This is a genomic window from Roseateles sp., from assembly GCF_047654785.1.
Lineage (GTDB): Bacteria > Pseudomonadota > Gammaproteobacteria > Burkholderiales > Burkholderiaceae_C > Pelomonas.
Genome location: NZ_JASGKQ010000003.1, coordinates 1,586,730 through 1,609,189, shown reverse-complemented (window position 1 = coordinate 1,609,189; position 22,460 = coordinate 1,586,730). Strand labels below are relative to the sequence as shown.

The 22,460-nt window shown below is 69.7% G+C and carries 19 protein-coding genes and 6 tRNA genes; 24 read left to right on the top strand and 1 reads right to left on the bottom strand.

What is annotated here, in order from left to right:
• Positions 1–46 precede the first annotated feature (46 nt).
• The 24 genes from QM788_RS16410 to QM788_RS16295 all read left to right on the top strand — a co-directional run bounded on the left by QM788_RS16410 (position 47) and on the right by QM788_RS16295 (position 22,064).
• Positions 47–940, top strand: a complete 894-nt coding sequence (locus tag QM788_RS16410; RefSeq protein WP_415662525.1) for a LysR family transcriptional regulator — start codon at positions 47–49, stop codon at positions 938–940.
• Positions 937–2,388: a 3-isopropylmalate dehydratase large subunit gene (gene leuC / locus QM788_RS16405; RefSeq protein WP_415662524.1), complete on the top strand. Its 1,452-nt coding sequence runs from the start codon at positions 937–939 to the stop codon at positions 2,386–2,388. The genes QM788_RS16410 and leuC overlap by 4 nt, the downstream gene beginning before the upstream one ends.
• 62 nt (positions 2,389–2,450) lie before the next feature.
• A complete protein-coding gene (gene leuD, locus QM788_RS16400; protein ID WP_415662523.1) occupies positions 2,451–3,098 on the top strand; it encodes a 3-isopropylmalate dehydratase small subunit in 648 nt (215 codons plus the stop codon).
• Between the two features lie 2 nt (positions 3,099–3,100).
• Positions 3,101–4,195, top strand: a complete 1,095-nt coding sequence (gene leuB, locus QM788_RS16395; RefSeq protein ID WP_415662522.1) for a 3-isopropylmalate dehydrogenase — start codon at positions 3,101–3,103, stop codon at positions 4,193–4,195.
• A gap of 93 nt (positions 4,196–4,288) precedes the next feature.
• Positions 4,289–5,401 carry an aspartate-semialdehyde dehydrogenase gene (gene asd, locus QM788_RS16390; RefSeq protein ID WP_415662521.1) on the top strand — a complete coding sequence of 371 codons (1,113 nt, stop codon included), beginning with the start codon at positions 4,289–4,291 and terminating at the stop codon, positions 5,399–5,401.
• Between the two features lie 230 nt (positions 5,402–5,631).
• Positions 5,632–8,160 (top strand): FimV/HubP family polar landmark protein, encoded by a 2,529-nt coding sequence (locus QM788_RS16385; RefSeq protein ID WP_415662520.1) that lies wholly within the window; start codon positions 5,632–5,634, stop codon positions 8,158–8,160.
• A gap of 62 nt (positions 8,161–8,222) precedes the next feature.
• Positions 8,223–9,005, top strand: coding sequence for a tRNA pseudouridine(38-40) synthase TruA (gene truA, locus QM788_RS16380; protein WP_415662519.1), 783 nt, complete (start codon positions 8,223–8,225; stop codon positions 9,003–9,005).
• Positions 9,002–9,634, top strand: a complete 633-nt coding sequence (locus QM788_RS16375; protein WP_415662518.1) for a phosphoribosylanthranilate isomerase — start codon at positions 9,002–9,004, stop codon at positions 9,632–9,634. Before truA ends, QM788_RS16375 begins: the two co-directional genes overlap by 4 nt.
• A gap of 7 nt (positions 9,635–9,641) precedes the next feature.
• Positions 9,642–10,895, top strand: a complete 1,254-nt coding sequence (gene trpB / locus QM788_RS16370; RefSeq protein ID WP_415662517.1) for a tryptophan synthase subunit beta — start codon at positions 9,642–9,644, stop codon at positions 10,893–10,895.
• Between the two features lie 76 nt (positions 10,896–10,971).
• Positions 10,972–11,781 carry a tryptophan synthase subunit alpha gene (gene trpA / locus QM788_RS16365; RefSeq protein ID WP_415662516.1) on the top strand — a complete coding sequence of 270 codons (810 nt, stop codon included), beginning with the start codon at positions 10,972–10,974 and terminating at the stop codon, positions 11,779–11,781.
• Positions 11,778–12,650, top strand: a complete 873-nt coding sequence (accD, locus tag QM788_RS16360; protein ID WP_415662515.1) for an acetyl-CoA carboxylase, carboxyltransferase subunit beta — start codon at positions 11,778–11,780, stop codon at positions 12,648–12,650. Before trpA ends, accD begins: the two co-directional genes overlap by 4 nt.
• Positions 12,651–12,771: 121 nt before the next feature.
• Entirely contained in the window at positions 12,772–14,304 is a 1,533-nt protein-coding gene (locus QM788_RS16355) for a Fic family protein (RefSeq protein WP_415662514.1), read from the top strand.
• A 37-nt stretch (positions 14,305–14,341) separates the two neighbouring features.
• Entirely contained in the window at positions 14,342–15,652 is a 1,311-nt protein-coding gene (gene folC / locus QM788_RS16350) for a bifunctional tetrahydrofolate synthase/dihydrofolate synthase (RefSeq protein ID WP_415662998.1), read from the top strand.
• Positions 15,653–15,667: 15 nt separating this feature from the next.
• Positions 15,668–16,468 (top strand): SPOR domain-containing protein, encoded by an 801-nt coding sequence (locus QM788_RS16345; protein WP_415662513.1) that lies wholly within the window; start codon positions 15,668–15,670, stop codon positions 16,466–16,468.
• Between the two features lie 10 nt (positions 16,469–16,478).
• Positions 16,479–17,021, top strand: a complete 543-nt coding sequence (locus tag QM788_RS16340) for a CvpA family protein (protein WP_415662512.1) — start codon at positions 16,479–16,481, stop codon at positions 17,019–17,021.
• Between the two features lie 12 nt (positions 17,022–17,033).
• On the top strand, positions 17,034–18,545 hold the full coding sequence (purF, locus tag QM788_RS16335) for an amidophosphoribosyltransferase (protein ID WP_415662511.1): 1,512 nt from the start codon (positions 17,034–17,036) through the stop codon (positions 18,543–18,545).
• Positions 18,542–19,771: an O-succinylhomoserine sulfhydrylase gene (locus tag QM788_RS16330; protein ID WP_415662510.1), complete on the top strand. Its 1,230-nt coding sequence runs from the start codon at positions 18,542–18,544 to the stop codon at positions 19,769–19,771. The genes purF and QM788_RS16330 overlap by 4 nt, the downstream gene beginning before the upstream one ends.
• Positions 19,768–21,171 (top strand): glutamate--tRNA ligase, encoded by a 1,404-nt coding sequence (gene gltX, locus QM788_RS16325; RefSeq protein ID WP_415662509.1) that lies wholly within the window; start codon positions 19,768–19,770, stop codon positions 21,169–21,171. The genes QM788_RS16330 and gltX overlap by 4 nt, the downstream gene beginning before the upstream one ends.
• Positions 21,172–21,260: 89 nt before the next feature.
• Positions 21,261–21,336 (top strand) — tRNA-Ala (locus tag QM788_RS16320).
• Positions 21,337–21,388: 52 nt separating this feature from the next.
• Positions 21,389–21,464, top strand: a tRNA-Glu gene (locus QM788_RS16315).
• Between the two features lie 53 nt (positions 21,465–21,517).
• Positions 21,518–21,594: transfer RNA gene (locus QM788_RS16310), tRNA-Asp, on the top strand.
• Positions 21,595–21,671: 77 nt separating this feature from the next.
• Positions 21,672–21,747 (top strand) — tRNA-Ala (locus tag QM788_RS16305).
• A gap of 49 nt (positions 21,748–21,796) precedes the next feature.
• Positions 21,797–21,872: transfer RNA gene (locus tag QM788_RS16300), tRNA-Glu, on the top strand.
• 115 nt (positions 21,873–21,987) lie between these two features.
• Positions 21,988–22,064, top strand: a tRNA-Asp gene (locus QM788_RS16295).
• 67 nt (positions 22,065–22,131) lie between these two features.
• Here QM788_RS16295 and QM788_RS16290 read toward each other — a convergent pair.
• Positions 22,132–22,386, bottom strand: coding sequence for a hypothetical protein (locus QM788_RS16290; protein WP_415662508.1), 255 nt, complete (start codon positions 22,384–22,386; stop codon positions 22,132–22,134).
• Positions 22,387–22,460 lie beyond the last annotated feature (74 nt).

Genomic DNA, 22,460 nt, shown 5'->3' with positions numbered 1-22,460 from the left:
CAGAATCGCTTTCCCCGCGAAGGCTATGCTGGAGCCAGAGACCCCCATGCGCCACGACCTCACCACCCTCAACCTCGTGCTGGCCATCGAGCAGACCCGCTCGATCACCCGGGGCGCCGCCCAGGAGCACCTGGCGCTGGCCGCGGCCAGCAAGCGCCTGTCGGACCTGGAAAGCCGCCTCGGCGTGCAACTCTTCGAGCGCCGCGCGCGCGGCGTGGAACCCACCGAGGCCGGGCGGGCGCTGGTGCGCCACATCCGCTCGCTGCATGCGTCGCTCTACGCCCTCGAAACCGAGGTCATGGAGTTCTCGCGCGGCATCAAGGGCCATCTGCGCATCGCGTCCAACACCAGCGCCATCGCCGAGTGCCTGCCGCCCTACCTGGTCGAGTTCTCCCAGGCGCATGCGCAGATCCGCATCAGCCTGGAAGACCTGACCAGCGCCGAGGTGCAGGCCGCCGTCGCCGAGGGCCGGGCGGACGTGGGCATCTTCGCCGCGCCGGTGCTGGACAACCGCGTGCAGACCTGGGTGTTCGCGCGCGGCCGCCTGGCGGCGCTGGTGCCGCTGAAGCATCCGCTGGCGCAGCGCGAGGCCGTCGCCTTCGACGACCTGCTGGCCTACGACCTCATCGGCCTGCATGCCGGCGCCAGCGCGCAGGAGCTGCTGCGCGAACAGGCGGCGGCCCGCGGCAAGACGCTGAACGCGCGCCTGCAGGTCCGCGGCTTCGACGCGATCGCGCAGCTGGTCGAGTCCGGCCTGGGCGTGGCCGTGCTGCCCGAGGAGCCGGCCGAGCGCTTCACGCGCGTGTTCGGCGTGCGCTGCCTGCGGCTGGAGGAGCCCTGGGCGGAGCGCGACTATTACCTGGGTGTCCTGCGCCAACAGCGCTTGCCCACCGTGGTGCAGCGCTTCGTGGACACCCTCATTCCCCGAGAGAAGCAATGACCGCTAGAACTCTTTACGACAAGCTCTGGGACGAGCACGTCGTGCACACCGAGCCCGACGGCACGGCGCTGCTCTACATCGACCGCCACCTCGTCCACGAGGTGACCAGCCCGCAGGCCTTCGAGGGCCTGGACCTGGCCGGCCGCAAGGTCTGGCGGCTGTCCGCCAACCTGGCGGTGAGCGACCACAACGTGCCGACGACGGACCGCAGCCAGGGCATCGCCGACCCCGTCTCCAAGCTGCAGGTGGACACGCTGGACGCCAACTGCGACCGCGTCGGCATCACGCAGTTCAAGATGAACGACCGCCGCCAGGGCATCGTGCACGTGATCGGCCCGGAGCAGGGCGCCACGCTGCCCGGCATGACGGTGGTCTGCGGCGACAGCCACACCTCCACGCACGGCGCTTTCGGCGCGCTGGCGCACGGCATCGGCACCAGCGAGGTCGAGCATGTGCTGGCCACGCAGACGCTGTCGGCCAAGAAGGCGAAGAACCTGCTCGTCAGGGTGGACGGCCAGTGCCCCCGGGGCGTCGGCGCCAAGGACATCGTGCTGGCCATCATCGGCCGCATCGGCACGGCCGGCGGCACCGGCTACACCATCGAGTTCGCCGGCTCCGCGATCCGCGCGCTGAGCATGGAAGGCCGCATGACGGTCTGCAACATGGCGATCGAGGCGGGCGCCCGCGCCGGCCTGATCGGCGTGGACGACGTGACCATCGACTACGTGAAGGGCCGCCCCTTCACGCCCGGGACCGATCCGCAGACCGGCCGCTTCGCGGGCGGCGTCGAGTGGGAGCAGGCCGTGGCCTACTGGCGCACGCTGCACTCCGATCCCGGCGCGCACTTCGACAAGGTCGTCGAGATCGACGCCGCGCAGATCCGCCCGCAGGTCACCTGGGGCACCTCGCCGGAGATGGTGCTGTCCATCGATGACCGCGTACCCGACCCCGACAAGGAAAAGGACGCCGTCAAGCGCGGCGCCATCGAGCGCGCGCTGACCTACATGGCGCTGGAGCCCAACAAGGCCATCAACGACATCCACGTGGACAAGGTCTTCATCGGCTCCTGCACCAACAGCCGCATCGAGGACATGCGCGAGGCCGCCGCCGTCGTGCGCCAAATGGCAGGTTCTGGCGGCCGGGTCGCCAAGAACGTCAAGCTCGCGCTGGTCGTGCCGGGCTCCGGCCTCGTGAAGGCGCAGGCCGAGGCCGAGGGGCTGGACCAGGTCTTCAAGGGCGCCGGTTTCGAGTGGCGCGAGCCGGGCTGCTCGATGTGCCTGGCGATGAACGCCGACCGGCTGGACCCGGGCGAGCGCTGCGCGTCCACCAGCAACCGCAATTTCGAGGGCCGTCAGGGCGCCGGCGGCCGCACCCACCTGGTCAGCCCCGCGATGGCTGCCGCCGCCGCGATGGCCGGCCATTTCGTCGACGTGCGGACGATTTCCTGATGCGCTGCGGGACAGGCCGGTCGAGCGAAGCGAATCGCTCTGTCCTCAACTGACTGAGAAAAATGGACAAGTTCACCCTCCACAAGGGCCTGGTCGCACCGATGGACCGCGAGAACGTCGACACCGACGCGATCATCCCCAAGCAGTTCCTGAAGTCCATCAAGCGCACCGGCTTCGGCCCCAACCTGTTCGACGAATGGCGCTACCTGGACCCCGGCGAGCCCGGCCAGGACCCGGCCAGCCGCCGCCCCAACCCCGACTTCGTGCTGAACCAGCCGCGCTACGCGGGCGCCAGCATCCTGATCGCGCGCCAGAACTTCGGCTGCGGCTCCAGCCGCGAGCACGCGCCCTGGGCGCTGCAGCAGTACGGCTTCCGCGCCATCCTGGCGCCGAGCTTCGCGGACATCTTCTTCAACAACTGCTTCAAGAACGGCCTGCTGCCCATCGTGGTGCCGGAGTCGGCGATCGCGCAGTTGTTCGACGAGGTCAAGGCCTTCCCCGGCTACCAGCTCGTCGTCGACCTGCCGCGCCAGGTCGTCGTCAAGCCCGACGGCGCCGAGATCGCGTTCGACATCGAGCCCTTCCGCAAGGAATGCCTGCTCGGCGGCCTCGACGAGATCGGCCTGACGCTGCGGCAGGCCGACAAGATCCGCGCCTATGAAGCCGCCCGTATCGCCAGCAAGCCCTGGCTGAACAACCGAGTGATTTGACGATGAAGAAGATTGCAGTCCTGCCGGGTGACGGCATCGGCCCCGAGATCATGGCCGAGGCGGTCAAGGTGTTGAACGCGCTCGACTTGGCCGTGGCGCTGGAATGGGCCGACGTGGGCGGCAAGGCCTACGAGACCAGCGGCCACCCGCTGCCGCCCGCGACGCTGAAGCTGGCCCAGGAGGCCGACGCCGTGCTGTTCGGCGCCGTCGGCGACTGGAAGTACGACAAGCTGGAGCGCGCGCTGCGCCCCGAGCAGGCCATCCTCGGCCTGCGCAAGGCGCTGGGCCTGTTCGCCAACCTGCGCCCGGCCATCTGCTACGAGCAGCTCACGCATGCGTCGTCGCTGAAGCCCGAACTGGTCGCGGGGCTGGACATCCTCATCATCCGCGAGCTGACCGGCGACATCTACTTCGGCCAGCCACGCGGCCGTCGCACGGCGGTGGACGGCCATTTCCCCGGCGCCGACGAAGCCTTCGACACGATGCGCTACTCGCGCCCCGAGATCGAGCGCATCGCCCACGTCGCCTTCCAGGCCGCGCGCAAGCGCAACAAGCGCCTGACCAGCGTGGACAAGGCCAATGTGCTGGAAACCTCGCAGCTCTGGAAAGACGTGGTCACCGAGGTCCACGCGCACTACCCCGACGTCGAGCTGGACCACATGTACGTGGACAACGCCGCGATGCAGCTCGTCAAGGCGCCGAAGAAGTTCGACGTGGTCGTCACCGGCAACATGTTCGGCGACATCCTGTCCGACGAAGCCGCGATGCTGACCGGCTCCATCGGCATGCTGCCCTCGGCCTCGCTGGACGCGAACAACAAGGGCCTCTACGAGCCCAGCCACGGCAGCGCGCCGGACATCGCGGGGCAGGGCGTTGCGAACCCGCTGGCTACAATCCTGTCCGCCGCCATGATGCTCAAGTTCTCCCTTGACCTGCCCGAAGCCGCCGCTCGCATTGAAGCGGCGGTTGGATCGGTGTTGGGCCAGGGCTTGCGCACCGCCGACATCTGGAGTGAAGGCAGCTCGAAGGTCACGACCCGCGAGATGGGCGACGCTGTCGTCAAAGCCATCACGACCACCAAAACCATTCAGCGCTGAAGCTCCGTCTCGTCTCGCCCCTCCAAACCCGGCGAACGAGCCGGGGCCCGAAGTGGATGGGGTTTGGTGAACGACCGACGAAAGGATTTGATGATGACGACCCTGGTAGGCCTCGTAGGCTGGCGCGGCATGGTGGGCTCGGTGCTCATGGACCGCATGACCGCCGAGCGCGATTTCGACCTGATCGAGCCGCTGTTCTTCTCCACCTCCAATGCCGGCGGCGCCGCCCCCGCGCAGGCCAGGAACGAAACCAAGCTGCAGGACGCGTTCGACATCGAACAGCTCAAGCGCTGCGACATCATCCTCACCGCCCAGGGCGGCGACTACACGACCGAGGTCTTCCCCAAGCTGCGCGCGGCGGGCTGGAACGGCCACTGGATCGACGCCGCCTCCACGCTGCGCATGAACGACGACGCCGTCATCGTGCTCGACCCGGTCAACATGCCCGTCATCAAGAACGCGCTGGCGGCCGGCGGCCGGAACTGGGTGGGCGGCAACTGCACGGTCAGCTGCATGCTGATGGGCGTGGGCGCGCTCTACAAGGCCGGCCTCGTCGAGTGGATGTCCACGCAGACCTACCAGGCCGCCAGCGGCGGCGGCGCGCAGCACATGCGCGAACTGCTGACGCAGTACGGCACGCTGAACGCTGCGGTCAAGCCGCTGCTGGACGACCCCAAGAGCGCCATCCTCGAAATCGACCGCCAGGTCATCGCCAAGCAGCGCTCGCTGTCTGCCGACGAGACGGCCCATTTCGGCGTGCCGCTGGGCGGCTCGCTGATCCCGTGGATCGACAAGGACCTGGGCAACGGCCAATCCAAGGAAGAGTGGAAGGGCATGGCCGAGACCAACAAGATCCTCGGCAGCGCCGGCATCCCCGTGGACGGCTTCTGCGTGCGCGTCGGCGCGATGCGCTGCCACAGCCAGGCGCTGACCTTCAAGCTCAAGAAGGACGTGCCGCTGGCCGACATCGAGGCGCTGATCGCCGCCGACAACGAATGGGTCAAGCTCGTGCCCAACACGCGCGAGGCCACCGTCCGCGACCTGACGCCCGTCGCCGTCACCGGCACGATGACCATCCCCGTCGGCCGGCTGCGCAAGCTGGCGATGGGGCCGGACTACCTCGGCGCCTTCACCATTGGCGACCAACTGCTGTGGGGCGCGGCCGAGCCGCTGCGCCGCATGCTGCGCATCCTGCTGGCGGCCTGATCCGCCGCGTCGATCCCGGCTCGGCCGTGCATTGCTATGGGAATCAGGCGACACGTCAGGTGCCGCTTGAGCATTTCAGCGTATATGCTTGATGCCGTTGTGTTTTTGATTCGAGACTCGATGCAGGCCATGACGTGCAAACCCGCGTGCAGACCCGGTTCGCGCAGCGCCGGCTGAAGATCGAGACAGGCGGGGCCCATCGGCCCCGCCTTGTTGCTTGGGGGAATGCCTTGAAAGACCACATCCGCGACGCATTCGAGGGCCGGCGCCCCACTGGCTTTGCCCGCCACCATCTGGCGCTGGCCGCGGCGCTGCTGCTGGCCAGCGGCGGTGCGCAGGCGCTGGGGCTGGGCAAGCTGAGCGTGCAGTCCGCGCTGGGCGAGGCCATGCGCGCCGAGATCGACGTCACCAGCCTGTCGGCCGAGGAGGCCGCCACGCTGAAGGTGCGCGTCGCGCCGGCGGAGTCCTACCGGACGGCCGGGGTGGACTACAACCCGGTGCTGGCCTCCACGCAGGTGCAGGTGGCGCGCCGCAATGGCCGCACGCTGCTGCGCGTCAGCAGCGACCGCGCGGTGCAGGAGCCGTTCATCGACGTCATCCTGGAGCTGAGCTGGTCCAGCGGCCGCCTGGTGCGCGAATACACGCTGCTGTTCGACCCGCCGGCCCTGCCCAAGCCGGCGCCCGCCGTCACCGCGCCGCCGGTGCTGGCCGCCGCGCCGACGGTGTCCAGCGAAGCCGTGCCCGCGCCCGCACCGGCCGCCGCGTCGGCGCTGCCGCGCCACGCCGCTGCGGCGCCCGCGCCGGCCCCTGCCGTTCCTGCGGCCGCCCGCCGCGCTGCGGCGCCGGCCGCCGAGCGGCCGCCGGTCGCGGCGATGGCCGAGTACCAGGTGCGTGCCGGTGACTCGCTGTCCAAGGTGGCCCGCCGCACGCAGGTCAGCGGCATTTCGCTGGACCAGATGCTGGTGGGCCTGTTCCGCAACAACCCCGACGCCTTCATCGACGGCAACATGAACCGCCTGAAGGCCGGCTCCGTGCTGCGCGTGCCGGGCGGCGACGCGCTGGCCGGCGTCTCGCCGGGCGAGGCGCGCCAGCTCATCCGCGCCCAGAGCGCCGATTTCTCCGCCTACCGCCAGCGCCTGGCCTCCGCGGCGCCGACGCTGCAGGCCACCGAGAACGAGCGCCAGTCCAAGGGCCAGGTGCAGGCCGCCGTCGAGGACCGCAAGCCTGCCGCCGCGCCCGCGCCCGACAAGCTCACGCTCAGCAAGGCCGGTGGCGCGAGCGCCGCCGAGGCGCTGGCGTCCAAGGACACCGAGCGCAAGGACGCCGCCGCCCGCGTGGCCGAGCTGACGCGCAATGTCGAGGCGCTGAAGCAGCTCTCCAACGCGGCCGGTCCGGCCGCCTCCGACACCGCCGCGGCCGCCTCCGAGGCCGCGCCCGCGCTGCCGGTGCCGACGGTCGCCACCGCCGAGCCCGCATCGGCGCCGGTGGCCGCCAGCGCTGCGGCGTCGCGGCCGCAGGCGCCGGCCAGCGCTGCCCCGCCGGCGCCGCCGCCGGTGGCCGAGCCGCCGGGCCTGATCGAGAAGCTGCTGGACAGCCCCGTCGTGCTGCCGCTGGTGGCCGTCCTCGTCGCCGTGCTGGGCGGCCTGGGCCTGTACCGCCTGCGCTCGCGCCGTCCGGCCAGCGCGCCCGACACCGGCTTCCACGAAAGCCGCATGCAGGCCGACTCCTTCTTCGGCGGCACCGGCGGCCAGCGCGTGGACACCCGCGACGCGCAGAGCACCGGCCAGTCGTCGATGAGCTATTCGCTCAGCCAGCTCGACGCCATCGGCGACGTGGACCCGGTCGCCGAGGCCGACGTCTACCTGGCCTATGGCCGCGACCTGCAGGCCGAGGAAATCCTGAAGGAAGCGCTGCGCGCCGACCCCGCGCGCCTGGCCATCCGCCTGAAGCTGCTGGAGGTCTACGCCAAGCGCCGCGACACCAAGGGCTTCGAGCAACTGGCCGTGCAGCTCTACGCCGAGACCCAGGGCAGCGGCGAGGACTGGGCCAAGGCGCAGGAGCTGGGCCGTGGCATCGACCCGGACAACCCGCTCTACCAGCCCGGCGGCGCGCCCGCGCTGGCCGAGGACGGTTTCGAACTGCGTCCCGAGCCGATGAACGCGAGCACGCTGCCGCAGACCGCGCTGCCCAGCGGCCCGTCCACGGCGGCTGCGGCGCTGGACGCGCAGCTGAGCACGGACGCGTTGTCGCGCCGCGGCCCGGACACCGGCCCGGTCAGCGGCTTCGACCTCGCGCTGGACCTGGACCTGGACGCGCCCGAGCCGGTGTCGCCCACGGCCATGGCCGCCACGCAGGCCATGCCGGCCTCCGTGGAACGGGCGCCGCTGACGATGGACTTCGACCTCTCCGGCCATGGCGCCCGCACCGCGCCGCCGGCGCCCGACCTGAGCTTCGACCTCAGCGGCATGGACGTGCTGTCCGTCACCCCGCCGCCCCCTGCGGAGCCGGCCGGGCTGGACTTCGACCTCGGCGAGCCGACGACGCTGCCGGGCGAAACCCAGCCCGACCAGCTCGCTCAGGCGCTCGATGCGCTGGGCCAGGACGAGGGCGACCCGCTGCAGCGCCAGCTGGAGCTGGCCGACGAGTTCCGCCAGATCGGCGACACCGAAGGCGCGCGCGAGGTGCTGCAGGAAGTGCTCCAGCGTGCCAGCGGCCCGCTGCGCGAGCGGGCGCAGGCCATGCTCGACGACCTGCGCTGAGCACCGGCCGCGATACTTCGACGCCCGGCCTGGCCGGGCGTTTTTCCATTCGGCGGGGATTCATGAGAGTTGCACTCGGCGTCAGCTACCGCGGCGGCGGCTACAACGGCTGGCAGAGCCAGCCCGGCGGCCGCACCGTGCAGGACGCGTTGGAGAAGGGCCTGTCCGCCTTCGCGGCCCGGCCCGTCCGCACCATCTGCGCCGGCCGCACCGATGCCGGCGTGCACGGCATCAACCAGGTCGTCCACTTCGACACCGAGGTCGAGCGCGAGCCTTTTTCGTGGGTGCGCGGCAGCAACCGCTACCTGCCGCCCGACATCGCGATCCAGTGGTGCCGCTTCCCCGGCGACGCCTTCCACGCGCGCAACTCGGCGCGCGGCCGGCGCTATGCCTACCTGCTGCTGGAGTCGGCCGTGCGGCCGGCCATCGAGTCGGGCCAGTGCGGCTGGGTCTTCCGGCCGCTCGATCAGGGCGCGCTCGAAGCGGCGGCCGCGCGGCTGATCGGCGAGCACGACTTCTCGTCCTTCCGCTCGTCCGAATGCCAGGCCGCGTCGCCGGTCAAGACGCTGCGCGAGATCAGCGTGCAGCGGCGCGGCGCGTACTGGCGCTTCGAGTTCGAGGCCAGCGCCTTCCTGCACCACATGGTGCGCAACCTGATGGGCTGTCTGCTCGCCGTGGGCACGGGCACGCGCTCGGCCGACTGGGTCAGCGAGGTGCTCGCCGCGCGCGACCGCAAGGTGGCCGCGCCGACCTTCGCGCCGGACGGCCTCTACTTTCTCGGCCCGAGCTACGACGCCGAACTGGACATCCCGCGCGAAGTCGCGGCTTTGAACTGGCTGCCATGACCACTCGAATCAAGATCTGCGGGCTGACCCGCGAGGCCGACGTTGACGCCGCCGTGGGCGCGGGCGCCGATGCCATCGGCTTCGTCTTCTACGCGAAGAGCCCGCGCGCCGTGACGCCCGAGCGGGCGCGGGCGCTGGCGCGGCGGCTGCCGCCCTTCGTGACGCCCGTGGGCCTGTTCGTCAACGCGACCGACGCCGAACTGGCCGCCGCGCTCGACGCGCTACCCAACATGCTCGTGCAGTTCCACGGCGACGAGACGCCCGCCGACTGCGGGCGCGTCAAGCGCCCCTATCTGCGCGCCGCGCGCATGGCGCCGGGCTTCGGCTTGGTAGACTTCGCGGCAGCTTTTTCCAGTGCCCAGGCCATCCTGCTCGACGCCCACGTCGAGGGTTATGGCGGCGGCGGCAAGGTCTTCGATTGGTCACTCATTCCACGAAACGTTCCCTCTCCAGTCGTTTTGTCTGGTGGGTTGAATGCTGCCAACGTGGCCGATGGCATCGCGCAGGTGCGGCCCTGGGCCGTTGACGTGAGTTCCGGCGTCGAGGTGTCGAAAGGCATCAAGAGCGCCGACCTGATCCACGAGTTCTGCCGCGCCGTGAAGCGCGCCGATGCCGAGCTCCCACGCTAGGACAACCATGTTCCCCTACGACCAGCCCGACGCGACCGGGCATTTCCGCCATGCGGGCGGCCCCACCTATGGCGGCAGCTTCGTCTCCGAAACCCTCGTCCACGCGCTCGACGAGCTGAAGGACGCCTATACCAACTACCGCGACGACGCCGATTTCATCGCGGAGTTCCAGAAGGAACTGAAGCACTTCGTCGGCCGCCCCAGCCCCATCTACCACGCCGAGCGCTTGTCCCGCGAACTCGGCGGCGCGCAGATCTACCTGAAGCGCGAGGACCTGAACCACACCGGCGCGCACAAGATCAACAACGTCATCGGCCAGGCACTGCTCGCCAAGCGCATGGGCAAGCCGCGCGTCATCGCCGAGACGGGCGCGGGCCAGCATGGCGTGGCGACGGCGACGATCTGCGCGCGCTATGGGCTGGAATGCGTCGTCTACATGGGCAGCGAGGACGTGAAACGCCAGTCGCCCAACGTCTACCGCATGAAGCTGCTCGGCGCGACCGTCGTGCCGGTGGAGAGCGGCAGCAAGACGCTGAAGGACGCACTCAACGAGGCGATGCGCGACTGGGTCACGAACGTCGAGAACACCTTCTACATCATCGGCACCGTGGCCGGCCCGCACCCCTATCCGGCGATGGTGCGCGACTTCCAGCGCGTCATCGGCCTGGAATGCCTCACGCAGATGCCCGAACTCGCCGGCCGCCAGCCGGACGCCGTCATCGCCTGCGTCGGCGGCGGCTCGAACGCGATCGGCATCTTCCACCCCTACATCCCGCACGAGGCCGTGCGGCTGATCGGCGTCGAGGCGGAAGGGCAGGGCATCGCCAGCGGCAAACACGCCGCCACGCTGAGCGCCGGCAGCCCCGGCGTGCTGCACGGCAACCGCACCTATCTGCTGCAGGACGCGGACGGCCAGATCATCGAGACGCATTCCATCTCGGCCGGCCTGGACTACCCCGGCGTCGGCCCCGAGCATGCGCACCTGAAGGACATCGGCCGCGCCGAATATGTCGGCGTGACGGACGCCGAAGCGCTGGCCGCCTTCCACCGGCTGTGCCGCACCGAGGGCATCATCCCGGCGCTCGAATCCAGCCACGCGGTCGCGCATGCGATCAAGCTGGCGCCGACGCTCGTGAAGGACAAGGTGCTGCTGGTCAACCTCAGCGGCCGGGGCGACAAGGACATCGGCACCGTCGCCGACCTGTCCGGCGCCGCTTACTTCGACCGCCCGTCGCAAGCCGGTGAGAAGGTCAAACAATGAGCCCCCACGCTCGCATTCGCTCACTGCCCCCCAAGGGGGCGCACGGCCACCTTGGGGCGGCCCTTCGGAGGCCGTCATGAGCCGCATCCAGACCACCTTCGACGCGCTGAAGGCGCAAGGCCGCAAGGCGCTGATCCCCTTCGTCACGGCGGGCGACCCGCATCCGGCGGCCACCGTCGCGTTGATGCTCGCGATGGCCGAGGCCGGCGCGGACGTCATCGAACTGGGCGTGCCCTTCTCCGACCCGATGGCCGACGGCCCCGTCATCCAGCGTGCCGGCGAGCGGGCGCTGAAGGCCGGCGTCACCCTGCGCCAGGTGCTGGCCTATGTGCGCGAGTTCCGCGGCCGCAACGGCCACACGCCCGTCGTGCTGATGGGCTATGCCAACCCGGTCGAGCGCTACGGCCTGGACGCTTTCGTCGCCGATGCCTGCGCGGCCGGCGTGGACGGCGTGCTGATCGTGGACTACCCGCCCGAGGAATGCGAAGACTTCGCCGCCAAGCTGCGCGCCGCCGGCATGGACGCGATCTTCCTGCTCGCGCCCACGTCCACCGAGGCGCGCATCGCCCAGGCCGGCCAGCTCGCCAGCGGCTACGTCTACTACGTGTCGCTGAAGGGCGTGACCGGCGCGGGCCACCTCGACACCGCGGCGGTCGCCGCCGCCGTGCCGCGCATCCGCGCGCACGTCAGCGTGCCGGTGGGCGTGGGCTTCGGCATCCGCGACGGCGCGACGGCGCGGGCCGTGGCCGACGTGTCGGACGCGGTCGTCATCGGCTCCAAGCTCGTCGAGCTGCTGGAGCGCCAGCCGCTTGATAATGTCGCCTCCACCGGCGCCGCCTTCATCCGCGAGATCCGCGCGGCACTCGACAAGAGGAACGACACATGAGTTGGCTCGACAAACTGCTCCCGCCCAAGATCCAGCAAGGCGACCCCGCCGACCGCCGCACGGTCCCCGAGGGCCTGTGGATCAAGTGCCCGAGCTGCGAGACGGTGCTCTACAAGACCGACCTGGAGCAGAACATCAACGTCTGCCCCAAGTGCAGCTTCCACCACCGCATCGGCGCGCGCGCGCGGCTGGATGCCTTTCTGGACGGCGAGGGCCGCTACGAGATCGGCCAGGAGGTGCTGCCCGTCGATGCGCTGAAGTTCAAGGACAGCAAGAAATACCCCGACCGCCTGAAGGAAGCGCTGGAGAACACCGGAGAGACGGACGCGCTGGTCGTGATGGGCGGCGCCGTGATGAGCGTGCCGGTCGTCGCGGCCTGCTTCGAGTTCGACTTCATGGGCGGTTCGATGGGCTCGGTCGTCGGCGAGCGCTTCGTGCGCGGCGTCGAGACGGCCATCGAGCAGAAGACGCCCTTCATCTGCTTCACCGCCACCGGCGGCGCGCGCATGCAGGAGGGCCTGCTGAGCCTGATGCAGATGGCCAAGACCAACGCATCGCTGACGCGGCTGGCCAAGGCCCGGCTGCCCTACATCAGCGTGCTGACCGACCCGACGATGGGCGGCGTGTCGGCCTCGTTCGCGTTCGTGGGCGACATCGTGCTGGCCGAGCCCAAGGCGCTGATCGGCTTCGCCGGCCCGCGCGTCATCGAGAACACGGTGCGTGAGAAGCTGCCGGCGGGCTTCCAGCGCGCCGAGTTCCTGATGGAGAAGGGCGCGGTGGACATGATCGTGGACCGCCGCCAGCTGCGCGAAACCATCGCCCGCCAGCTCGCGATGCTGCAACGCCAGAGCGCGGACGCGGTGGCTTGAGCGGCGCGCCTTCAGCATCGAGCCAGGCCCTGTGCCTGGCTTTGTTTTTGCCAAATGCCAACTGACCGGTTGAGGCAGGGCATGGCGACGCAAAACGGCATCCGCCCCAAAGGTTGAAGTGGTGTCCCAAAAGCTCCCCATCAACATCCGCGACCTGCTGCGCCAGCGCACGGTCGAGGGCGAGCGCATCGAATACAAGGCCGGCTGGAACCCGGATGCGGTCATCCGTACCTTGTGCGCCTTTGCCAACGATTTCGAGAACCTGGGCGGCGGTTATGTGGTGATCGGGCAGGACTGCGATGCCGACGGCAGGCCCGTGTTTCCGCCGGTCGGCCTGCCCGACAAGCAACTCGACAAAATCCAGCGCGAGCTGCTGGCGCACTGCCAGTTGATCCAGCCGCCGTATTTCCCGGTGTTGAGCCTGGAGGTGGTCGAGGGCCGCAAGCTGATCGTGCTGCAAGCGCCGGGCGGGCAGACACGCCCCTACAAGGCGCCGGAAGCGGTCACGGCCGGCAAGAAGACGTGGCGTTACTACATCCGCCGCTACAGCAGCACGGTCGAGGCCAAGGGCGATACCGAGCGGGAACTGTTGAGCCTGGCCGCCAAGGTTCCGTTCGACGACCGCTTCAACCAATTCGCCTGCGTCGACGATCTCTCCCAGCCCTTGATGCAGGGTTTTCTGGAGGAGGTCGGCAGCTCGCTGGCGGCGGATGCGCCGGGGCTTTCCGTCGAGGCGCTGGGGCGGCAAATGAACGTGGCAGGCGGCCCCACCGAATCGCCGTGGCCCAAGCATGTGGGCCTGCTGTTCTTCAACGAGATGCCGGAGCGGTTCTTCCCCGGCGTGCAGATCGATGTGGTGTGGTTCCCCGAAGGCGCGGGCGGCGACCGCTTCGACGAGAAGATTTTCAAGGGGCCGCTGGCGCGGATGACGCGCGAGGCGCTGGGCTACATCCAGCGCAACTACCTGCATGAAACGGTCATCAAGCATCCCGACCGGGCCGAGGCCACGCGGGTCTGGAACTTCCCCTACGCCGCCATCGAGGAGGCGGTGGTCAACGCGGTCTATCACCGCTCCTACGAGGAACGCGAGCCCATCGAGGTGCGCATCAGCCACGACGAACTGGTGGTCGTCAGCTTCCCCGGCCCGGATCGGTCGATCCGCATGGAAGACCTGAAGGCAGGTCGTGCCGTCAGCCGCCGCTACCGCAACCGGCGCATCGGCGAGTTCCTGAAGGAACTGGAGATGACAGAGGGGCGCTCCACCGGCATCCCGAAAATCCTGAAGGAGATGGCCGCCAACGGCTCGCCCGCGCCGCTGTTCGAGACGGACGACGAGCGGCTTTCGTTCGTGATCCGGTTGCCACGGCATCCCTTGGCCCTTCTCCCGGTGGTGGGCACAGGTGAAGTCACAGGTGAAGTCACAGGTGAAGTCACAGGTGAAGTCGAACGCCTGCTCCGTGCCGTGGTCGGCGAGATGTCCCGGCAGGAAATCCAGACTGCACTGGGCCTCAAGGGTGCAGACCACTTTCGCAAGGCGTATCTGAACCCGGCCTTGGCCATGCAGGTGATCGAGATGACCCTGCCCGACAAGCCCCGCAGCAGCAAGCAACGCTACCGCCTGACGGCGGTCGGGCGGCAATGGCTCAAGGCCTGAACCCGCCGTGCCACCCCTTTCCCCCAACGACCTCGCCATGACGCTCGACGACTGGCTCGCCCACTGCGAGCGCCTGCATCCCAAGACCATCGACATGACGCTGGACCGCGTCGCGGCGGTGAAGCAACGCCTCGGCATCCATTTCGACGTCCCCACCATCGTCGTCGCCGGCACCAACGGCAAGGGCTCGACCTGCGCGATGCTGGAGTCCATCGCGTTGCACGCCGGCTACCGCGTCGGCCTCTACATCAAGCCGCACCTGGTGCATTTCGAGGAGCGCTGCCGCGTCGGCGGCGTGCCGGTGGCGGCGGCGTCGCTGGTGCCGCATTTCGAGGCCGTCGAGGCCGCGCGCGGCGACATCACGCTGACCTATTTCGAGTTCACGACGCTGGCCATCATGCGCCGGCTGCAGCATGAGCCGCTGGACCTGGTCATCCTCGAAGTGGGCCTGGGCGGGCGGCTGGACGCCGTCAACGTCATCGACGCGGACTGCGCCGTCATTACCAGCATCGACCTGGACCACACCGAGTTCCTCGGCCCCGACCGCGAGCGCGTGGGCCGCGAGAAGGCCGGCATCATGCGGCCGGGGCGGCCGGTGGTCGTCAGCGACCCGGTGCCGCCCGCGTCCCTCGCTGCGCGCGCCGCGGAGCTGGGCGCCGACCTGCGCCAGCTGGGCCGCGACTTCACTTTCAGCGGCGACCGCACGCAATGGCAGTGGGCCGGGCGGGGCAAGCGCTTCTCCGGCATGGCCTATCCGGCGCTGCGCGGCGTCAACCAGCTGCTGAACGCGGCTGGCGTGCTGGCCGCCTTCGAGGCGCTGGCGGACCGCCTGCCCATCAGCGCGCAGGCCGTGCGCACCGGCCTGGCGCTGGTCGAGCTGCCGGGCCGCTTCCAGGTGCTGGCCGGCCAGCCGGCCGTCGTGCTGGACGTGGCGCACAACCCGCATGCCGTCGCGGCGCTGGCGCAGAACCTGGACCAGATGGGCTTCTTCCCGCGCACCCATGCCGTCTTCGGCGCGATGGCGGACAAGGACCTGGCGGGCATCCTGGCCAGGGTCGCGCCGCTGGTCGACGTGTGGCACTTCACGGACCTGCCGATCCCGCGCGCCGCGACGGCCGCGCAGCTGGACGCTGCCTTCCTCGCCGCCGGGCTGAAGACGCCGCCCGGCGTCGCCACGCACACCCACGCCGATCCGCTGGCGGCCCTGCAGGCGGCGGCGGCCGGGGCGACCACGACCGATAGAATCCTCGTCTTTGGTTCCTTCTACACCGTGGGAGGCGTGCTGCAGCAGGGCCTTCCCCGCGTGACCGCCGGGGCCGCAGCGCCCGCGCCGCCCACCCTCCACTGACGCCAGACGCCGCCGATGGGCCTGTTTTCCTTCCTCAAGCGCGATGACGCCGCCACTGCGGCGGCGCCCAAGAAGTCGGCCAAGCCCGGCGCCAAGGCCGCCCCGGCCGACGACGTGCAGGTGCTGCGCGTGCGCGCCCGCCGCCGCCTCATCGGCGCGGCGGTGCTGGTCGCGGCGGGCGTGGTCGGCTTCCCGCTGATCTTCGAGACCCAGCCGCGGCCCATTCCCGTGGACCTGCCCATCGACATCCCGCGCAAGGACGCCGTGCCGCCGCTGCCGGTGCCCGCGCGCGAGCCGCTGGCGCAGCCGGCGCCCGAGCCAGTGCAGGAGCCTGCGGCCGAGTCCAAGGCGGAGCCCCCCACCGAGCCGCCGCCCAGGGTGGCGGAGAAACCCGCCGAGAAGCCTGCTGAAAAACCCGTCGAAAGGCCTGCTGAGAAGCCTCCCGTCGAGAAGCCCTCTGCCAAGGTGGCCGACGCGCCACCGAAGAAGCCGGCGGACAAGCCTGCCGACAAGCCCAGGGACCGCGCCGGCGACGGCGCCCGCGCGCAGGCGCTGCTGGAGGGCAAGGAGCCCGCGTCCGCGCCGGCCGCGCGCTTCATCGTCCAGGTGGGCGCCTATGGCGAGAACAAGGCGGCGCAGGAGGTGCGCGCCAAGGCCGAGAAGCTGGGCCTCAAGACCTATGCCCAGGCCGTGGACACGGCCGGCGGCCGCCGCATCCGCGTGCGCCTGGGGCCGTTCGCCAGCCGCGACGAGGCCGAGCGCGCCGCCGCCCGGCTCAAGGGCGCGGGCCTGCCCGGCGCCGTCCTGACGCTCTGAGCCCCGGGCCATGGACGTTTCGCTGAGCTGGGTCGACCTCGCGCTGGCGGCGCTGCTGCTGCTGTCGGTCGGCATCGGCCTGTGGCGCGGGCTGGTGTACGAGGTGATGTCGCTGGCCGGCTGGGTCGTGGCCTATTTCGCCGCGCCGCCGCTGGTGCCGCTGGTGGCGGCGTCGCTGCCGGACTCGGCCGTCGGCAAGCTCGGCCCGACCGCCTTCCACGTCGCCACGCTGGCCATCGCCTTCTTCGCGGTGCTGATCGTGTGGAGCCTGGCCACGCGCCTGGTCAAGACGCTGATCCACGCGACGCCGCTGTCCGCCGTGGACCGGCTGGGCGGCGCCGGCTTCGGCGCGCTGCGCGGCGTGTTCATCGCGCTGCTGCTGGTGCTGGTGATCGGCGCGTCGCCGCTGGCGGCGTCGTCCACCTGGCAGGCCTCGCGCGCCGTGCCGCTGCTGGGCGGCGCGCTGCGCGAGATGGCGCCGCTGCTGCCCGAGCCCGTCGCCCGTTTTGTTTCCCGCTCGATGACCCCATCCGAGACGGATTCGCCTGACTAAGGAATCTTCGCCATGTGCGGCATCGTCGGCACCCTCGCTGCCTCCCCCGTCAACCAGTTGCTCTACGACGCGCTGCTGCTGCTGCAGCACCGCGGCCAGGACGCCGCCGGCATCGTCACGATGCAGGGCCACAAGTGCTTCATGCACAAGGCCCGCGGCATGGTGCGCGACGTGTTCCGCACCCGCAACATGCGCGCGCTGCCGGGCAACATCGGCCTGGGCCAGGTGCGCTACCCGACGGCCGGTAACGCCTACAGCGAGGAGGAGGCCCAGCCCTTCTACGTCAACGCGCCGTTCGGCATCGTGCTGGTGCACAACGGCAACCTGACCAATGCCCATGCGCTGAAGGACGAGCTGTTCGCCATCGACCGTCGCCACATCAACACCGAGAGCGACACCGAGGTGCTGATCAACGTGCTGGCCCACGAGCTGGAGCTGGCCGCGCGCGACCTGCCGCTGACGCCGAAGGAAATCTTCGCTGCCGTGCGCGCGGTGCAGAAGCGCATCAAGGGCAGCTACGCCGTCATCGCGCTGATCGCCGGCCAGGGCCTGCTGGCCTTCCGCGACCCCTACGGCATCCGCCCGCTGTGCTTCGGCAAGTCGGCCGGCGGCGAGTTCATGGTCGCCAGCGAGAGCGTGGCGCTGGAAGGCACCGGCCACCAGCTGGAGCGCGACCTGGCGCCCGGCGAGGCGCTGTTCGTCGACATGGCCGGCCAGGTCCACACCGAGCAGTGCAACGACCACCCGCAGCTCAACCCCTGCATGTTCGAGTTCGTCTACCTGGCGCGGCCGGACTCGGTGATGGACGGTATTTCCGTCTACCAGGCCCGCCTGAACATGGGCGAGACGCTGGCGCAGCGCGTCATCTCGACGATGCCGCCGAGCGAGATCGACGTGGTCATCCCCATCCCCGAAAGCAGCCGCCCGTCGGCGATGCAGCTGGCCCACCGCATCGGCAAGCCCTACCGCGAGGGCTTCGTGAAGAACCGCTATGTCGGCCGCACCTTCATCATGCCGGGGCAGGGCGCGCGCAAGAAGAGCGTGCGCCAGAAGCTCAACGCGATCGGCCTGGAGTTCAAGGGCCGCAACGTGCTGCTGGTGGACGACTCCATCGTCCGCGGCACCACGTCCAAGGAGATCGTGCAGATGGCCCGCGAGGCCGGCGCGCGCAAGGTTTACCTCGCGTCCGCCGCGCCGCCGGTGCGCTTCCCCAACGTCTACGGCATCGACATGCCGACGGCCGAGGAGCTGATCGCGCACAACCGCTCCGTCGAGGAGATCCGCGCGTACATCGGCGCCGACGCGCTGATCTACCAGGACGTGGACGCGATGAAGCGCGTCGTCGCGGCGCTGCGCCCGGGCCTGGCCGGCTTCGAGGCCAGCTGCTTCGACGGCCACTACGTGACTGGCGACGTCAGCCTGGACGACTTCAAGGCCATGCGCGACCAGCGCACCAGCCAGTCCGGCGAGGACGAGGCCGATGCGCGCAGCCGCCTGGCGCTGCAGGGGGGAGGCGAGCGATGAACACGAACGACCGGCGCCGCCTGCCCGACGGCCTGCGCCCCGAGACCCTGGCCGTGCGCACCGCGCTGGACGCCAGCCAGCACGGCGAGAACTCCGAGGCGCTGTTCCTGACCACGGCCTATGTGCAGCCCGACGCCGCCACCTCGGCGCGCAAGTTCTCGGCCTCGGAGGACTTCACCTACTCGCGCACCAGCAACCCGACGGTGCGCAGCCTGGAGGCGCGCCTGGCCGCGCTGGAAGGCACCGAAGGCGCCATCGCCACCTCCACCGGCATGAGCGCCATCCTGCTGCTGGGCATGGGCGCGCTGAAGGCCGGCGACCACGTGATCTGCTCGCGCTCGGTGTTCGGCTCCACGATCAACCTGTTCGCCAAGGAGTTCGGCAAGTTCGGCGTCGAAACCACCTTCGTGTCGCAGACCGACGTGGCCGAGTGGCGCGCGGCCGTGCGCCCCGGCAAGACCCGGCTGTTCTTCGCGGAGACGCCCACCAACCCGCTGACCGAGGTCTGCGACATCCGCGCGCTGGCCGACCTGGCGCACGACGCGGGCGCCATCCTCGCCGTCGACAACACCTACTCCACGCCCGCGCTGCAGCGCCCGGCCGAGCTGGGCGCCGACCTCGTCATGCACTCGGCCACCAAATACATGGATGGCCAGGGCCGCGTGATGGCCGGCGCGCTATGCGGCCCGAACGCGTGGATACGCGACGTGTTCGGCCCCATCCTGCGCACCGCGGGCATGACGCTGGCGCCGTTCAACGCCTGGGTCGTGCTCAAGGGCCTGGAGACGCTCGGCCTGCGCATGAAGGCGCAGAGCGAGCAGGCGCTGGCCGTCGCCCGCTGGCTGGAGGCGCAGCCCGAGGTGGACCGCGTCTACTACCCCTCGCTCGCCTCCCATCCGCAGCACGACCTGGCCATGCGCCAGCAGCGCGGGCAGGGCGGGGCGGTGCTGTCGTTCGACCTGCGCGCCGACTCCCCCGAGGCCGCCCGCGCCGCCGCCTTCCACGTCATCGACAGCACCCGTGTGCTGTCCATCGCCACCAACCTCGGCGACACCAAGTCCATCATCACCCACCCCGCCACGACCTCGCACGGCCGCCTCACCGAGGCGCAGCGCCAGGCCGCCGGCATCGGCCAGGGCCTGATCCGCCTGGCCGTGGGCCTGGAGCACGTCGACGACATCACCGACGACCTGCTGCGCGGCCTCTCCACCCTGACGACCCGATGACTTCCAACTTCGACAAGGTCCGCACGCGCATCGCGCCGTCGCCGACCGGCTTCCTGCACCTGGGCACCGCCCGCACCGCGCTGTACTCCTGGGCCTACGCCCGCCACCACGGCGGCGAATTCGTGCTGCGCATCGAGGACACCGATGTGGCCCGCTCCACGCAGGACTCGGTCGACCAGATCATCGCCGCGATGGATTGGCTGGGCCTGGACTACGACGAGGGCCCCATCTACCAGATGCAGCGCCTGGACCGCTACCAGGCCGTCATCGACCAGTTGATCGCCGCCGGCCGCGCCTACCGCTGCTACGCGACGCCCGAAGACCTCGACGCGATGCGCGAGGCGCAGCGCGCGCGCGGCGAGAAGACGCTGTACGACCGCCGCTGGCGCCCCGAGCCCGGCAAGACGCTGCCGCCGCCGCCCGAGGGCGTGAAGCCAGTGATCCGCTTCGCCAACCCCGTCGACGGCGGCGTGAGCTGGGACGACCTGGTCAAAGGCCCCATCACGATCAACAACCGCGAGATCGACGACCTCGTCATCGCCCGCCAGGACGGCGTGCCGACCTACAACTTCGCCGTCGTCGTCGACGACTGGGAGATGCGCATCAGCCATGTCTTCCGTGGCGACGAGCACGTCAACAACACGCCCTGGCAGATCAACATCTTCAACGCGCTGGGCGCGCCGTTGCCCCGGTTCGGCCACCTGCCCATCATCCTCGGCGACGACGGCCTCAAGCTCTCCAAGCGCCGTGGTGCCGTCAGCGTGATGGACTACGCCGCGCGCGGCTACCTGCCCGAGGCGATGCTGAACTACCTCGCCCGCCTGGGCTGGAGCCACGGGGACGACGAGCTGTTCTCGGCCGCGCAGATGGTGTCGTGGTTCGACGGCTCGCACCTGTCCAAGAGCCCGGCGCAGTGGGATCCGGCCAAGCTGGACTGGGTCAACGGCCACTACGTGAAGCACATCGACGAAGCGCGGCTCGCCGGCCTGGCCGTGGCGCAGCTGGCCGGCCGGGGCATCGACGCGACGCTTGAGCAGGTGCAGCCCAAGGTCGGCCTGTTCAAGGACCGCTGCGCCACCGTGGCGGCGCTGGCGGACTGGCTGGCGATGTACTTCGCCCCCATCGCGCCGTCCGCCGACGACCTGGCGACGCACCTGACCGACGCCGTCCGCCCGGCCGTGGCGGCGCTGGCCCAGCGCCTGGCCGCGCTGGCCGACTGGAACAAGGCCGCCATCCAGCAGGCCTTGAAGGACACACTCGCCGCCACCGGCCTGAAGATGCCGCAACTCGCCGTGCCGGTGCGCGTCATCGTCTGCGGCCGCGCGCAGACGCCATCGCTGGACGCCGTGCTGGAGCAGTTCGATCAGAAAAAAGTGCTCGAACGCTTGCAAGCCGCCTGAAATTCGTCATATACTCTTGGTCTCGCTTGAACAGCGCTGTTGACGAAGAAGTCGAGAAACGAAAGTTGCTCGGCGGCATCGGAAGCACAGGGGGTATAGCTCAGCTGGGAGAGCGCTTGCATGGCATGCAAGAGGTCAGCGGTTCGATCCCGCTTACCTCCACCAAGAATCCACGAAAGGGTTCGAGGTGGCGCGCAGTTCAAGCCGCGAAGGTTCAGTCCCCTTCGTCTAGAGGCCTAGGACACCACCCTTTCACGGTGATTACAGGGGTTCGAATCCCCTAGGGGACGCCAAGTTTGATGGAGCTTGGGGTTTGCCGCAAGGCGAATCCGAATTCATCCCACGCGGAGTGGTAGTTCAGTTGGTTAGAATACCGGCCTGTCACGCCGGGGGTCGCGGGTTCGAGCCCCGTCCACTCCGCCAAGGATTCCGTCGGGTACGCCCGACCAAAGAACGGCCAATTCGTTGGCCGTTTGTTTTTTGCGACCGCTTTGACCGGCGGGGGTATAGCTCAGCTGGGAGAGCGCTTGCATGGCATGCAAGAGGTCAGCGGTTCGATCCCGCTTACCTCCACCAACCATTCTTTCGGGATGGTCCGGTGGTTTCGCAGCAGTTTTGAAATTCTGTCCCCTTCGTCTAGAGGCCTAGGACACCACCCTTTCACGGTGATTACAGGGGTTCGAATCCCCTAGGGGACGCCAATTCTTCATTGGCAATCCCGTCGCAAGGCGGGGCTGTTGGAAAATCCGTCGCAAGACGGCCAAGTTTGATGAAGCTTGGGGTTTGCCGCAAGGCGAATCCGGATTCATCCCACGCGGAGTGGTAGTTCAGTTGGTTAGAATACCGGCCTGTCACGCCGGGGGTCGCGGGTTCGAGCCCCGTCCACTCCGCCAAAACATTCATGCGCCGAATCCCTGACGGGTTCGGCGCATTTCTTTTCTGGGCTGCGGAAAATATATCTCAAGACACGCCGCGGGCCGGCGCGGGCGCGGTGCCGGCCATGTCGCTGCCGCCGCCGTGCGATGGTGGACCGGCGGCCGGCCGGGTATCGGCGGGCGAGGCCGTGCGGGACGCCGCGTCGCTGGGCGCGCGTTTGCCGCTGACGATGAGGCGCGCCAGTTTGACCACCTCGCTGGCTTGGGCCGGCAGTCCGCCGGCCACCAGTCCCACCGCCAGGCACAGGCTCGTCATCCACCCCTTCAGCAGTCGCGTCATGGTTCCACTCCAGCCCTGCGGGCGGCAAGGCGAACGTTGCAGTGTTCCGCAAGCGGACCTGTTTCAACCCTGCC

Bases quoted from the DNA above. Each gene is read 5' to 3' on its own strand.
- QM788_RS16330 (WP_415662510.1), top strand. From the start codon at position 18,542: ATGAACACGAACGACCGGCGCCGCCTGCCCGACGGCCTGCGCCCCGAG.
- QM788_RS16345 (WP_415662513.1), top strand. From the start codon at position 15,668: ATGGGCCTGTTTTCCTTCCTCAAGCGCGATGACGCCGCCACTGCGGCG.
- leuD (WP_415662523.1), top strand. From the start codon at position 2,451: ATGGACAAGTTCACCCTCCACAAGGGCCTGGTCGCACCGATGGACCGC.
- QM788_RS16290 (WP_415662508.1), bottom strand. From the start codon at position 22,386: ATGACGCGACTGCTGAAGGGGTGGATGACGAGCCTGTGCCTGGCGGTG.
- purF (WP_415662511.1), top strand. From the start codon at position 17,034: ATGTGCGGCATCGTCGGCACCCTCGCTGCCTCCCCCGTCAACCAGTTG.
- asd (WP_415662521.1), top strand. From the start codon at position 4,289: ATGACGACCCTGGTAGGCCTCGTAGGCTGGCGCGGCATGGTGGGCTCG.
- folC (WP_415662998.1), top strand. From the start codon at position 14,342: ATGACGCTCGACGACTGGCTCGCCCACTGCGAGCGCCTGCATCCCAAG.
- QM788_RS16410 (WP_415662525.1), top strand. From the start codon at position 47: ATGCGCCACGACCTCACCACCCTCAACCTCGTGCTGGCCATCGAGCAG.
- gltX (WP_415662509.1), top strand. From the start codon at position 19,768: ATGACTTCCAACTTCGACAAGGTCCGCACGCGCATCGCGCCGTCGCCG.
- leuC (WP_415662524.1), top strand. From the start codon at position 937: ATGACCGCTAGAACTCTTTACGACAAGCTCTGGGACGAGCACGTCGTG.
- QM788_RS16340 (WP_415662512.1), top strand. From the start codon at position 16,479: ATGGACGTTTCGCTGAGCTGGGTCGACCTCGCGCTGGCGGCGCTGCTG.
- trpA (WP_415662516.1), top strand. From the start codon at position 10,972: ATGAGCCGCATCCAGACCACCTTCGACGCGCTGAAGGCGCAAGGCCGC.
- leuB (WP_415662522.1), top strand. From the start codon at position 3,101: ATGAAGAAGATTGCAGTCCTGCCGGGTGACGGCATCGGCCCCGAGATC.
- truA (WP_415662519.1), top strand. From the start codon at position 8,223: ATGAGAGTTGCACTCGGCGTCAGCTACCGCGGCGGCGGCTACAACGGC.
- accD (WP_415662515.1), top strand. From the start codon at position 11,778: ATGAGTTGGCTCGACAAACTGCTCCCGCCCAAGATCCAGCAAGGCGAC.
- QM788_RS16375 (WP_415662518.1), top strand. From the start codon at position 9,002: ATGACCACTCGAATCAAGATCTGCGGGCTGACCCGCGAGGCCGACGTT.
- trpB (WP_415662517.1), top strand. From the start codon at position 9,642: ATGTTCCCCTACGACCAGCCCGACGCGACCGGGCATTTCCGCCATGCG.